The sequence below is a fragment of the Chimaeribacter coloradensis genome, assembly GCF_002858715.1.
Lineage (GTDB): Bacteria > Pseudomonadota > Gammaproteobacteria > Enterobacterales > Enterobacteriaceae > Chimaeribacter > Chimaeribacter coloradensis.
The window spans coordinates 219,783-232,294 of the sequence record NZ_PJZH01000005.1; the positions used below are offsets into that span (position 1 = coordinate 219,783).

A 12,512-nucleotide genomic window follows, 5' to 3' on the forward strand; every position below is an offset into this window, starting at 1 on the left:
GGAATAAAAAAGCCCGGCATCACCGGGCTTCTGCGTACGGGGTTGACAGGCGTTACTCCAGGTCAAACTGCTCCAGCTGCTCCTGAATCTCCAGCCACGCCATCTCCGCCTCCTCCAGCGCCGACTTCGCCTGCGCCTGGCTCTGCAGGCAGGCGGTCAGATCCGCTTTGCGGCCTGGGTCGTAGAGGCTGGTGTCACCCAGTTGGGTTTCCGCGGCCGCGAGTTCAACGCCCAGCTTTTCCATCTGCTTCTCCAGTTGCAGCAATTTCTTGCGCAGCGGCTGCGTCTGGCTGCGCAACTCCGCCTCGCGCCGCTTCTGGTCTTTGCGCGCCTGGGCGCTGTTGCTGCCGGACTCTTTGGCGGGCGCATCCTGCTGGCTCTCCTGGCGTTGCAGATCCACCAGCCACTGCTGATAATCTTCCAGGTCACCGTCAAACTGCTCAACCTTGCCGCCATGCACCAGATAGAGGTCGTCCGTGGTGGAGCGTAACAGGTGGCGATCGTGCGAGACCACCACCAGCGCCCCTTCGAAGTCGATCAGCGCTTCGGTCAGCGCCTGGCGCATATCGAGGTCGAGGTGGTTGGTGGGTTCGTCGAGCAGCAGCAGGTTGGGGCGCTGCCAGACGATCAGCGCCAGCACCAGCCGCGCTTTTTCACCGCCGGAGAAGCGCTCGGTCTTGTCGGTGACCTGATCGCCCTGGAAACCAAACCCGCCCAGGTAGTCCCGCAGTTGCTGTTCCAGCTCACGCGGGGCCAGCCGGCTCAGGTGCTGGAGCGGTGACTCATCGGCGCGCAGGAACTCCAGCTGATGCTGGGCGAAGTAGCCGAGCTTGACCCCTTTCGCCAGCCCGATTTCCCCCTGCTGCGGTTGCAGCGTCCCGGCCAGCAGCTTGATCAGGGTCGATTTCCCGGCCCCGTTGCGGCCCAGCAGGCCAATGCGCGAGCCGGGCACCAGGTTCAGTTTGATGGAGTCGAGGATGGTGCGCTCGCCATACCCGGCGCTGACTTTCTCCATGCGCAGCAACGGGTCAGGCAGGCTCTCCGGCGCGCGGAAGCTGAAGTGGAACGGGTTGTCTACATGCGCCGGGGCGATAAGCTCCATGCGCTCCAGCATCTTGATGCGGCTCTGCGCCTGTTTGGCCTTGGTGGCTTTGGCGCGGAAACGGTCAATATAGCTTTGCAGGTGGGCCACTTTCTCCTGCTGGCTCTGGTAAAGCGACTGCTGCTGGGCCAGTTTGGTGACGCGCTGGCGCTCAAAGGAGGAGTAGTTGCCGGTGTATTCGTTCAGGGCCTGCTGCTCGATGTGCAGGATTTTGTCGACAATCGGGTCGAGGAAATCGCGGTCGTGCGAAATCAGCAGCAGCGTGCCGGGGTAGCTTTTCAGCCACTTCTCCAGCCAGATCACCGCATCAAGATCGAGGTGGTTGGTCGGCTCATCCAGCAGCAGCAGATCGGAGCGGCAGACCAGCGCCTGCGCCAGGTTCAGGCGCATCCGCCAGCCGCCGGAGAAATCTTTCACCGGTTGCTGGAGCTGGCTCTGGGAGAAGCCCAGCCCGTGCAGCAGGCTGGCCGCGCGGGACTGGATCGTCCAGGCCTGGATGGCGTCCAGCTTGCCGTGGACCAGCGCAATCGCGTTGCCGTCGTTGCGTTCGTTGGCGCGGGCCAGCTCTGCCTCTAACTGGCGGAACTCGCGGTCGCCGTCAATCACATACTCCAGCGCCGGCACATCCAGCGCCGGCGTCTCCTGGTTGACCCACGCCAGCGCCCAGTTGCCGGGGAAGGTGAGGCTGCCGGCATCGGCGCTCATTTCACCTTTCAGCAACGAAAGCAGGGTAGATTTACCACAACCGTTTTTGCCCACCAGCCCGACTTTCTGGCCCGGGTTAACCGTCGCGGTGGCGTTATCGAGCAGAACCCGGGTGCCACGTCGTATTTGAAGCGAGGAGAAAACAATCATAAAGCGCCGTATGTTTAAAATATGTTAAATTAACGACCGGTAAGCTGACCACAAAGCGTGGTAACCAGACGCCAGGCGTCCTGATCTAATCTTGCGGAGCATGGTAACGGAAAATCCGCACCCTGACGACGCTTTGGAGGGAATGATGTCGCAGCCACCCAGGGTTCTGCTGCTGTACGCCCACCCGGAACCCCAGGATTCGGTAGCCAACCGCATTCTGCTGGCCCCGGCCCAGCAACTCGCGCATGTCACCGTGCACGATCTCTACGCGCACTATCCCGATTTCTTTATTGATATCCATCACGAACAGCAACTGTTGCGTGAGCACAGCGTCATTGTCTTCCAGCACCCCCTTTATACTTACAGTTGCCCGGCACTGCTGAAAGAGTGGATGGACCGCGTGTTGGCCCGCGGCTTCGCCAGCGGGGCGGGCGGCAATGCGCTGAACGGCAAATACTGGCGTACGGTGATCACCACCGGCGAGCCGGAGGGCGCTTACGGGGAGCAGGGATATAACCGCTGCCTGATGTCAGACATTCTGCGGCCGTTTGAACTCACGGCGGCGATGTGCCGGATGCACTGGCTCTCACCGATGGTGGTCTACTGGGCACGGCGCCAGCCGCCGGATGTGCTGGCCAGCCACGCCAGCGCCTATGCCGACTGGCTGCGCGCCCCGCTTCCCCATGGAGGACGTTAAATGGAAGGATCGGATTTACTGACAGCGGCACTGATTTTCCTGTTTGCGGCGGTGGTGGCCGTGCCGATCGCTCAGCGGCTGGGCATCGGCGCGGTGCTGGGCTACCTGCTGGCGGGGATCGCCATCGGCCCGTGGGGTGTCGGGGTGATCCGCGATGTGCAGGAGATCCTGCACTTCTCCGAGCTGGGCGTGGTGTTCCTGATGTTTCTCATCGGGCTGGAGCTGAACCCCGCCAAACTCTGGCAACTGCGCCGCTCGATTTTCGGCGTGGGGGCCGGGCAGGTGCTGCTGACAGCCACGGTGCTGGCGCTGCTGCTCTATCTGACCCACTTTGCCTGGCAGGCGGCGGTGATTGGCGGCATCGGGCTGGCGATGTCTTCGACTGCGATGGCCTTGCAGCTGATGAAAGACAAAGGCATGAAGCGCAACGAGGGCGGCCAGCTCGGCTTCTCGGTGCTGCTGTTCCAGGATATCGCGGTGATCCCGGCCCTGGCGCTGATCCCGCTGCTGGCCGGAGCCGGGGAGGGCGAGTACGACTGGGATCGGATCGCCATGAAAATCGCCGCTTTTGGCGGGATGCTGATCGGCGGGCGTTACCTGTTGCGGCCTTTGCTGCGGTTTATTGTGGCCGCCGGGGTGCGCGAAGTATTTACCGCGGCAGCGCTGCTTACGGTGCTGGGGGCAGCGCTGTTTATGGACGCGCTCGGTTTCTCCATGGCGCTGGGCACCTTTATCGCCGGGGTGCTGCTGGCAGAGAGTGAGTACCAGCATGAGCTGGAGAGTGCCATTGAGCCTTTCAAAGGGTTGTTGCTGGGGCTGTTCTTTATCTCGGTAGGCATGGCGCTCAACCTGGGCGTGTTCTACACCCATGTGCTTGAGGTGCTGGTCGCCGTTGTGGTGCTGGTTCTGGTGAAGAGCAGCATCCTGTATGGCCTGGCGCGGGTGTTTGGCTTAGGGCGCGCCGTGCGGCTGCAATTCGCCGGGGTGCTGAGCCAGGGGGGCGAATTCGCCTTTGTGCTCTTTTCGGCCGCCGCTGCGCAACGGGTGATTTCCCCGGACCAGCTGGCGCTGCTGCTGGTGGTGGTCACTCTGTCGATGATGACCACGCCGCTGATGATGCAGACCATCGACCGGCTGCTGGCCCGGCGCTACAACGCGCAAGAGGAGCCGGATGAGCAGCACCATGTGGAAGATGATGACCCGCAGGTGATTATTGTGGGCTTCGGGCGCTTTGGTCAGGTGATTGGCCGGTTGCTGATCGCCAACAAAATGCGCATTACCGTGCTGGAGCGTGATATCAGCGCCGTGAGCCTGATGCGCAGCTATGGCTACCACGTCTACTACGGGGATGCTACCGAGCTGGCGCTGCTGCGCGCCGCGGGTGCGGAAAAAGCGCGCGCTATTGTCATCACCTGTAATGAGCCGGAAGACACCATGACGATCGTACGGCTGTGCCAGGACTATTTCCCTTCGCTGGAGATTCTGGCGCGCGCCCGCGGCCGTGTGGAGGCGCATGAGCTGCTCCAGGCCGGCGTGGCAAACTTCTCACGGGAGACCTTCTCGAGCGCCCTGGAGCTGGGCCGCAAGGCGCTGACCACCCTGGGAATGCACCCGCATCAGGCCTACCGGGCGCAACAGCACTTCCGGCGGCTGGATATGCGGATGCTGCGCGAGCTGGTGCCGCAGCGCCAGGGTGACGTGGCGCAGGTCTCCCGCATCCGCGAGGCGCGGCGTGAACTGGAGGAGATTTTTGAGCGCGAAATCTACAATGAGCGCCGCCGGCCCGACGGCTGGGATGAACATGAGTAGCCGTGCCGATTGAGGTGTGGGCCTATCCGTTCTAGACTGGTAGTCAGTGCGAAGCGTCAGGCGTTGAGCCGGGCGCTTTATTTTATTGGAAAGACCTTTTTCCGGCTGCCATGCGCCGGGTGGTGAATGCCACGGTGCGCAGGGCGGTTTATTCTGGAGTCAACAGCATGTCAGCAACACGTAAGCGTTTCATTGCCGGGGCCGTTTGCCCGCAGTGTAAGGCGCTGGACAGCCTGATGTTATGGCGCGAGGATCAGGTAGAAGTGGTGGAGTGTGTGAAGTGTGGCCATCATCAGCGCCAGACTGACGAGCAGGTTAAGCAGCACGTCCGCCCCCAGGAACAGGTCATCGGTATTTTCCATCCCGAGTAGCGGGCAGCGACGCGTTTTTTTATGCTGATGAGTACAGCGCCGCAGATTTCCGCTACAATCTGCGCCAATTTGCTTTCCAACGGTAGGAGATATCATGAAAGTAGCAAAAGACCTGGTGGTCAGCCTGGCTTACCAGGTACGTACAGAAGACGGTGTGTTGGTTGATGAGTCTCCGGTGAGTGCGCCGCTGGACTATCTGCACGGTCACGGTTCCCTGATCGCAGGTCTGGAAAACGCGCTGGAAGGTCATGACGTCGGCGATCGTTTCGACGTGCATGTCGGCGCGAACGAAGCCTACGGCAACTACGACGAAAACCTGGTGCAGCGTGTACCGAAAGACGTCTTCATGGGCGTTGACGAGCTGCAGGTAGGTATGCGCTTTATGGCGGATACCGATCAGGGTCAGGTGCCGGTTGAGATCACGGACGTGGAAGACGATCACGTGACCGTTGACGGCAACCACATGCTGGCCGGCCAGAACCTGAACTTCAACGTTGAAGTTGTGGCAATCCGTGAAGCGACCGCAGAAGAACTGGCCCACGGCCACGTTCACGGCGAGCACGATCATCACCACGGTCATGACCACGGTGACGGCTGCTGCGGCGGCCACGATCATGATCATGACCACGATCATGGTAAAGGCGGATGCGGCAACGGCGGTTGCGGCTGCCACTAAGCTAACGCATCAAAAAAAGGCTGCCTCAGGCAGCCTTTTTTATTGCCTGCGCCTGTCGCGGCTCAGTAGTGCGGCGGCGGGGTCTCTTCCGAAGGGTGAGCAATGGCGGAAGGCTGCGCGGCGCGCAATTTGTCCGTGAGCAGGCGCAGCCGGTCCTGCAGTTTACTCATCTCAAGCTGATGCTCTGTCACAATCAGGTTAAGCTCCTCGATGGTCACTTCCTGAAAGGCCAGCCGGCTTTCCAGCATCTCCAACCGTTGTTCGAAGGCGTTCTGATCCATACTTGCTGTCCTCTGTGGTTCGCCGTCCGGCGGATGGGGTAAGGGGCGGGATTCTACCTGCATTGCCCACAGATTGCTTGGCGTCTCGCCCGGCGGCCTGAAGAATTTGCCGGAAAGGAAACTTCCTGACGTAATTAAGGTCGGAATATAACGCATTTGGTGAGTATAGAGATTGTTTTGCCGCCGCGCAGGCAGTTATAGTAGCCAGAGAAATTATGTAATCGTTGCTTGGGGCTATACCCCCTAAGCCATTGGAGAAATGGATGAAATCACTTTTTAAAGTAACGCTGTTGGCAACCACAATGGCCATGGCACTGAGCGCCACCCAGGTGATGGCGGAAGAGGCGGCAAAAGCCCCTGCGGCTGAAGCACCGGCTGCCGCGGCTGCTGCGCCGGCCGTCAACAGCGCCTTCAAAAATGAAGACCAGCAATCCGCGTATGCGCTGGGTGCATCCTTGGGTCGTTACATGGATAACTCCCTGAAAGAGCAAGAGAAGCTGGGTATCAAGCTGGACAAAGAACAGCTGATCTCCGGTGTGCAGGACGCTTTCGCTGACAAGAGCAAACTCTCTGATCAGGAAATCGAACAGACCCTGCAGGCCTTTGAAGCCCGCGTAAAAGCGTCCGCTCAGGCGAAGATGGAAAAAGACGCGCAGGAAAATGCTGCCAAAGGCCAGGCATACCGTGACAAGTTCGCCAAAGAAAAAGGCGTGAAGAAAACCGAATCCGGCCTGCTGTACCAGGTAGAGAAGCCGGGTACCGGTGACACGCCGAAAGACAGCGACACCGTTGTCGTGAACTACAAAGGCACCCTGACCGACGGCACAGAGTTTGATAACTCTTATACCCGCGGCGAGCCGCTCTCCTTCCGCCTGGACGGCGTGATCCCGGGCTGGACCGAAGGCCTGAAACACATCAAAAAAGGCGGCAAGATTACGCTGGTGATCCCGCCGGAGCTGGCTTACGGTAAAACCGGTGTGCCGGGCATCCCGGCTAACTCCACGCTGGTGTTTAACGTCGAACTGCTGGACGTGAAAGCCGCGCCTAAAGGCGACGCCAAAGCTGAAAAGCCGGCTGACGCCGCTGCTGAAGCCGGTGCCAAAGGGCAGTAATTCCCTCTGGTTCCCTGCTGAAAACCGCTGCCTCCGGGCGGCGGTTTTTTTATGCCCTTTTTATGCCTTCACACATCATCACGCGCCGCTGACGTGGATAACTTGACGCCTTACGCCCACAGGCATAACGTCTTTAACAATTCCGGCGTCGTTACTCCCGCAGATTTGCTAGACTGACGGCCTAAAGATATTGAGTGATGAGCCTGACGGCAGGGCGCCGGGCAGGCTCTCTCTACACAGAGGATGGTATCTCCGATGTCTAATTCGCTCTTACCTGGCGAAACCAGCGATCTCGATCTGTTGGAACAACGTCCTTTCACCGCTACCGACTATGAAATTCTGAAATCTTATGAGGCCGTGGTGGATGGGCTGGCGATGCTGATCGGCGCGCATTGTGAAATAGTCCTGCATTCGCTGGAGGACTTAAAGTGCTCGGCGGTAAGAATCGCCAACGGCGAGCATACCGGCCGGAAGATTGGGTCACCGATTACCGACCTGGCGCTGCGGATGCTGCATGATATGGCCGGGGCCGACAGCAGTGTCTCCAATGCCTATTTTACGCGGGCGAAAAGCGGCGTGCTGATGAAGTCAGTGACCATTGCCATCCGTAACCATGAGCAGCGGGTCATCGGGCTGTTGTGCATCAACATGAACCTGGATGTGCCGTTTTCACAGATTATGCAGACATTCATGCCGCCGGAGGCGCAGGAGGTGGGCTCGTCCGTCAACTTTGCTTCGTCCGTGGATGACCTGGTGGCACAAACCCTGGAGTTCACCATTGAAGAGGTCAATGCTGACCGTAATGTTGCCAACAACGCTAAAAACCGGCAGGTGGTGCTGAATCTTTACGAGAAAGGCATTTTTGACATTAAAGATGCCATTAACCAGGTGGCCGACCGGCTGAATATTTCAAAGCATACGGTTTATCTCTATATCCGCCAGTTCAAAAGCGGTGACCTGCTGGGCGGGGACCGCTGATGCTGCGTTATGCGTTACTGGTCACCGGCCCGGCCTACGGTACCCAGCAGGCGAGCTCTGCGTATCAGTTCGCGCAGGCGCTGGTGGCGGAAGGGCACCGGCTGGAGAGCGTATTCTTTTACCGGGAAGGCGTATTGAACGCCAACCAGCTGACGGCGCCTGCCAATGATGAGTTTGATCTGGTACGTGCCTGGCAGCAGTTAGCAACGGAACACCAGGTTGCCCTGAATGTCTGTGTGGCTGCGGCGCTGCGCCGTGGGGTCACTGACGAGCATGAAGCGCAGCAACTCTCACTGGGGCCGGCTAATTTACAGGCCGGTTTTACCCTGAGCGGTTTGGGCGCGCTGGCAGAAGCGTCCCTGAGCTGTGACCGGCTGGTGCAATTCTGATGGACGACACTATGAAACGTGTGGCCTTTGTATTTACCCGTGCGCCGCACGGCACCGCTGCCGGCCGTGAGGGGCTGGATGCGCTGCTGGCGACTTCCGCGCTCAGCGAACAGGTAGGGGTGTTTTTTATCGGCGATGGTGTGATGCAGCTTCTGCCGCATCAGGCACCGGAGAAAATCCTGGCCCGCAACTATATTGCGACCTTTGGCGTGCTGCCGCTTTATGAGGTGGAACAGTGCTACCTGTGTGAAGCTTCCCTTCAGGCGCGCGGTTTACCGGCAGAGCTGGATTGGGTGCTCAAGGCGGAGATCCTGCCCCCGGAAGCGCTGCGTGAGCGGCTGGCCGGTTATGACGCAATAATGACTTTTTAACGGATACCCCATGCTGTTGACCCTTTCCCATTCGCCTTTTCAGACCGATCTGCCCGCGCTGCTGCGACTTGCGGGGCAGGGGGATGACCTGCTGCTGATACAGGACGGCGTGCTGGCCGGATTAAAAGAGAGCGCGGCCCTTGATTGGCTGCTGGCTGCCCCCATCTCTGTTTACGCGCTGAAAGAAGACATCGAGGCCCGCGGGTTGATTGGTCAAATTTCAGACAAAATCACGCTGATCGGTTATACTACTTTCGTTATGCTGACCGTAAAGCACACACAACACGTCGCAGGGTAATTACAGTTGGTGCTGTATATTTCTTGACACCTTTCATGGTCAGCCATAAAATTCTGCGTCCTCGTACTTTGCCTGTTGGCATACGAGGCGATTTATCACGTGTTTACGAAGCAAACCCAGGAGCTTTTTTAATGGCAACGATTAACCAGCTGGTACGCAAACCACGCTCTGTGAAGGCTGCGAAAAGCAACGTTCCGGCGCTGGAAGCCTGCCCGCAAAAACGTGGCGTATGCACCCGCGTATATACCACTACCCCGAAAAAACCGAACTCCGCACTGCGTAAAGTATGCCGTGTTCGTCTGACCAACGGTTTTGAAGTCACCTCCTACATCGGCGGTGAAGGTCACAACCTGCAGGAGCACTCCGTGATCCTGATCCGTGGCGGTCGTGTAAAAGACCTGCCAGGTGTGCGTTACCACACCGTTCGCGGCGCACTTGACTGCTCCGGCGTTAAAGACCGTAAGCAAGCTCGTTCTAAGTACGGCGTTAAGAAGCCGAAGTCTTAATGGTTCTCCGTTAAGTAAGGCCAAACATTTTCACTTTAATGTCAAAATAAACTCGTAGAGTTTTGGACAATCCTGAATTAAAAACGGAGTAATTCCATGCCACGTCGTCGCGTCATTGGTCAGCGTAAAATTCTGCCGGATCCTAAGTTCGGATCTGAACTGCTGGCTAAATTTGTAAACATCCTGATGGTAGATGGTAAGAAATCTACCGCAGAAGCAATCGTCTATACCGCGCTGGAGACCCTGGCTCAGCGTTCTGGTAAAGGCCACCTGGAAGCTTTCGAAGTAGCTCTGGACAACGTGCGCCCGACTGTAGAAGTTAAGTCTCGCCGCGTTGGTGGTTCTACTTATCAGGTTCCAGTTGAAGTCCGTCCGGTTCGTCGTAATGCCCTGGCAATGCGTTGGATCGTTGAAGCTGCTCGTAAACGCGGTGATAAATCCATGGCTCTCCGCCTGGCGAACGAACTTTCTGATGCAGCAGAGAACAAAGGTACTGCTGTTAAGAAACGTGAAGACGTTCACCGTATGGCAGAAGCCAACAAGGCGTTCGCCCACTACCGCTGGTAATCACCACGCTGTAGTTATGCTAACCAAGCGGGCGCTTCAAGAAGCCAACCCGCTTGGGTTAACTGAACTTGAACGTCCTAGTGATAGAGGAATCAAATGGCTCGTACAACACCCATTGCACGCTATCGTAACATCGGTATCAGTGCGCACATCGACGCCGGTAAAACCACGACTACCGAACGTATCCTGTTCTACACCGGTGTAAACCACAAAATCGGTGAAGTTCACGACGGCGCCGCCACCATGGACTGGATGGCTCAGGAGCAGGAACGTGGTATTACCATCACTTCTGCTGCAACTACCGCTTTCTGGTCTGGTATGGCGAAGCAGTTTGATGCTCACCGTATCAACATCATCGACACCCCGGGGCACGTTGACTTCACCATCGAAGTAGAACGCTCCATGCGTGTGCTCGACGGTGCAGTAATGGTTTACTGTGCGGTTGGTGGTGTTCAGCCGCAGTCTGAAACCGTATGGCGTCAGGCTAACAAATACAAAGTTCCGCGCATCGCGTTCGTTAACAAAATGGACCGTATGGGCGCCAACTTCCTGAAAGTTGTAGGCCAGATCAAATCCCGTCTGGGCGCGACTCCGGTTCCTCTGCAGCTGGCTATCGGCGCTGAAGAGAACTTCACCGGTGTTGTTGACCTGGTGAAAATGAAAGCCATCAACTGGAACGATGCAGACCAGGGCGTGACCTTCGAATACGAAGAGATCCCGGCTGACATGCAGGACCTGGCTGAAGAATGGCGTCAGAACCTGATCGAATCCGCAGCTGAAGCTTCTGAAGAGCTGATGGAAAAATACCTGGGTGGCGAAGAGCTGTCCGAGGAAGAGATCAAAACTGCTCTGCGTCAGCGCGTGCTGAACAACGAAATCATCCTGGTTACCTGTGGTTCTGCGTTCAAGAACAAAGGTGTTCAGGCGATGCTGGATGCGGTAGTTGACTACCTGCCGGCACCGACCGACGTTCCTGCCATCAACGGCATGCTGGACGACGGCAAAGATACCCCGGCTGAGCGTCACGCCAGCGATGATGAGCCTTTTGCTGCACTGGCGTTCAAAATCGCTACCGACCCGTTCGTGGGTAACCTGACCTTCTTCCGTGTGTACTCCGGTGTGGTTAACTCTGGTGATACCGTACTGAACTCCGTGAAAGCTGCACGTGAGCGTTTCGGTCGTATCGTTCAGATGCACGCTAACAAACGTGAAGAGATCAAAGAAGTTCGCGCGGGCGACATCGCCGCTGCTATCGGTCTGAAAGACGTAACTACTGGTGACACCCTGTGTGACCCAGAGTCGCCGATCATTCTGGAGCGTATGGAATTCCCTGAGCCGGTAATCTCCATCGCCGTAGAACCGAAAACCAAAGCTGACCAGGAAAAAATGGGTCTGGCTCTGGGCCGTCTGGCTAAAGAAGACCCGTCCTTCCGCGTATGGACTGACGAAGAATCTAACCAGACCATCATCGCCGGTATGGGTGAGCTGCACCTCGACATCATCGTTGACCGCATGAAGCGTGAATTCAACGTTGAAGCGAACGTGGGTAAACCTCAGGTTGCTTACCGTGAAGCGATTCGCGCGAAAGTTACCGATATCGAAGGTAAACACGCCAAGCAGTCTGGTGGTCGCGGTCAGTACGGTCATGTTGTTATCGACATGTACCCGCTGGAGCCGGGTTCCAACCCGAAAGGCTACGAGTTCATCAACGACATCAAAGGTGGTGTGATTCCTGGTGAATACATCCCTGCCGTTGATAAAGGCATCCAGGAGCAGCTGAAAGCCGGTCCGCTGGCTGGCTACCCGGTTGTTGACCTGGGTATCCGTCTGCACTTCGGTTCTTACCATGACGTTGACTCCTCTGAACTGGCGTTTAAACTGGCTGCGTCTATCGCCTTTAAAGATGGCTTTAAGAAAGCTAAACCAGTTCTGCTTGAGCCAATCATGAAGGTTGAGGTAGAAACGCCGGAAGAAAACACCGGTGACGTCATTGGTGACTTGAGCCGTCGTCGCGGTATGCTGCGCGGTCAGGAATCCGAAGTCACTGGCGTTAAGATCCACGCTGAAGTACCGCTGTCTGAAATGTTCGGATATGCAACCCAGCTGCGTTCTCTGACCAAAGGTCGCGCATCATACACGATGGAATTCCTGAAGTATGATGATGCACCGAACAACGTCGCTCAGGCCGTCATCGAAGCCCGTGGTAAATAAGTCTTCGGGTTTAACACAATGATCCCGTGCTCTCTCCAATAGGGGGGAGCACAAGATTAAGGAATATAGCCGTGTCTAAAGAAAAATTTGAACGTAAAAAACCGCACGTTAACGTTGGTACTATCGGCCACGTTGACCACGGTAAAACTACCCTGACTGCTGCAATCACCAACGTACTGGCTAAGAAATTCGGTGGCCAGGCGCGTGCTTTTGACCAGATCGATAACGCACCGGAAGAAAAAGCACGTGGTATCACCATCAACACCTCTCACGTTGAGTACGATACCCC

At 57.4% G+C, this 12,512-nt stretch carries 15 protein-coding genes; 13 read left to right on the forward strand and 2 right to left on the reverse strand.

Features of this window, described 5'->3' with window-relative positions:
- Window positions 1–52 precede the first annotated feature (52 nt).
- Complete coding sequence (locus CYR32_RS08395) at window positions 53–1,957, reverse strand: ABC transporter ATP-binding protein (RefSeq protein WP_101823927.1); 1,905 nt, start codon at window positions 1,955–1,957, stop codon at window positions 53–55.
- 145 nt (window positions 1,958–2,102) lie between these two features.
- Here CYR32_RS08395 and kefG point away from each other — a divergent pair, with 145 nt between their 5' ends.
- The 4 genes from kefG (at window position 2,103) to slyD (ending at window position 5,510) form a co-directional block, all read left to right on the forward strand.
- On the forward strand, window positions 2,103–2,654 hold the full coding sequence (gene kefG / locus CYR32_RS08400; RefSeq protein WP_165698203.1) for a glutathione-regulated potassium-efflux system ancillary protein KefG: 552 nt from the start codon (window positions 2,103–2,105) through the stop codon (window positions 2,652–2,654).
- Window positions 2,655–4,463, forward strand: coding sequence for a glutathione-regulated potassium-efflux system protein KefB (gene kefB / locus CYR32_RS08405; protein WP_101823929.1), 1,809 nt, complete (start codon window positions 2,655–2,657; stop codon window positions 4,461–4,463).
- A 167-nt stretch (window positions 4,464–4,630) separates the two neighbouring features.
- A complete protein-coding gene (locus tag CYR32_RS08410) occupies window positions 4,631–4,834 on the forward strand; it encodes a YheV family putative zinc ribbon protein (RefSeq protein ID WP_101823930.1) in 204 nt (67 codons plus the stop codon).
- 94 nt (window positions 4,835–4,928) lie between these two features.
- Entirely contained in the window at window positions 4,929–5,510 is a 582-nt protein-coding gene (gene slyD, locus CYR32_RS08415) for a peptidylprolyl isomerase (protein ID WP_101823931.1), read from the forward strand.
- A gap of 62 nt (window positions 5,511–5,572) precedes the next feature.
- Here the strand turns inward: slyD and CYR32_RS08420 are convergent, their stop codons facing one another.
- Window positions 5,573–5,791: a protein SlyX gene (locus tag CYR32_RS08420; RefSeq protein ID WP_101816473.1), complete on the reverse strand. Its 219-nt coding sequence runs from the start codon at window positions 5,789–5,791 to the stop codon at window positions 5,573–5,575.
- 263 nt (window positions 5,792–6,054) lie between these two features.
- Between CYR32_RS08420 and fkpA the strand changes: the two genes are divergently transcribed.
- The 9 genes from fkpA to CYR32_RS08465 all read left to right on the forward strand — a co-directional run.
- Entirely contained in the window at window positions 6,055–6,903 is an 849-nt protein-coding gene (fkpA, locus tag CYR32_RS08425) for an FKBP-type peptidyl-prolyl cis-trans isomerase (protein ID WP_101823932.1), read from the forward strand.
- A gap of 255 nt (window positions 6,904–7,158) precedes the next feature.
- The gene (locus CYR32_RS08430; RefSeq protein ID WP_165698204.1) at window positions 7,159–7,881 is read left to right on the forward strand and encodes a helix-turn-helix transcriptional regulator; all 723 of its coding nucleotides are present in this window, start codon (window positions 7,159–7,161) and stop codon (window positions 7,879–7,881) included.
- Window positions 7,881–8,270 (forward strand): sulfurtransferase complex subunit TusD, encoded by a 390-nt coding sequence (tusD, locus tag CYR32_RS08435; RefSeq protein ID WP_101823934.1) that lies wholly within the window; start codon window positions 7,881–7,883, stop codon window positions 8,268–8,270. The genes CYR32_RS08430 and tusD overlap by 1 nt, the downstream gene beginning before the upstream one ends.
- An 11-nt stretch (window positions 8,271–8,281) precedes the next feature.
- Complete coding sequence (gene tusC, locus CYR32_RS08440) at window positions 8,282–8,641, forward strand: sulfurtransferase complex subunit TusC (RefSeq protein WP_101823961.1); 360 nt, start codon at window positions 8,282–8,284, stop codon at window positions 8,639–8,641.
- A 10-nt stretch (window positions 8,642–8,651) separates the two neighbouring features.
- Window positions 8,652–8,939, forward strand: a complete 288-nt coding sequence (gene tusB, locus CYR32_RS08445) for a sulfurtransferase complex subunit TusB (protein ID WP_101823935.1) — start codon at window positions 8,652–8,654, stop codon at window positions 8,937–8,939.
- 131 nt (window positions 8,940–9,070) lie between these two features.
- Window positions 9,071–9,445, forward strand: coding sequence for a 30S ribosomal protein S12 (rpsL, locus tag CYR32_RS08450; RefSeq protein WP_072927415.1), 375 nt, complete (start codon window positions 9,071–9,073; stop codon window positions 9,443–9,445).
- Between the two features lie 96 nt (window positions 9,446–9,541).
- Window positions 9,542–10,012 carry a 30S ribosomal protein S7 gene (gene rpsG / locus CYR32_RS08455; RefSeq protein ID WP_005969574.1) on the forward strand — a complete coding sequence of 157 codons (471 nt, stop codon included), beginning with the start codon at window positions 9,542–9,544 and terminating at the stop codon, window positions 10,010–10,012.
- Between the two features lie 96 nt (window positions 10,013–10,108).
- A complete protein-coding gene (fusA, locus tag CYR32_RS08460; protein WP_101823936.1) occupies window positions 10,109–12,223 on the forward strand; it encodes an elongation factor G in 2,115 nt (704 codons plus the stop codon).
- A gap of 71 nt (window positions 12,224–12,294) precedes the next feature.
- The coding region (locus CYR32_RS08465; protein ID WP_241523786.1) for a GTP-binding protein at window positions 12,295–12,512 on the forward strand (218 nt) is incomplete at its 3' end.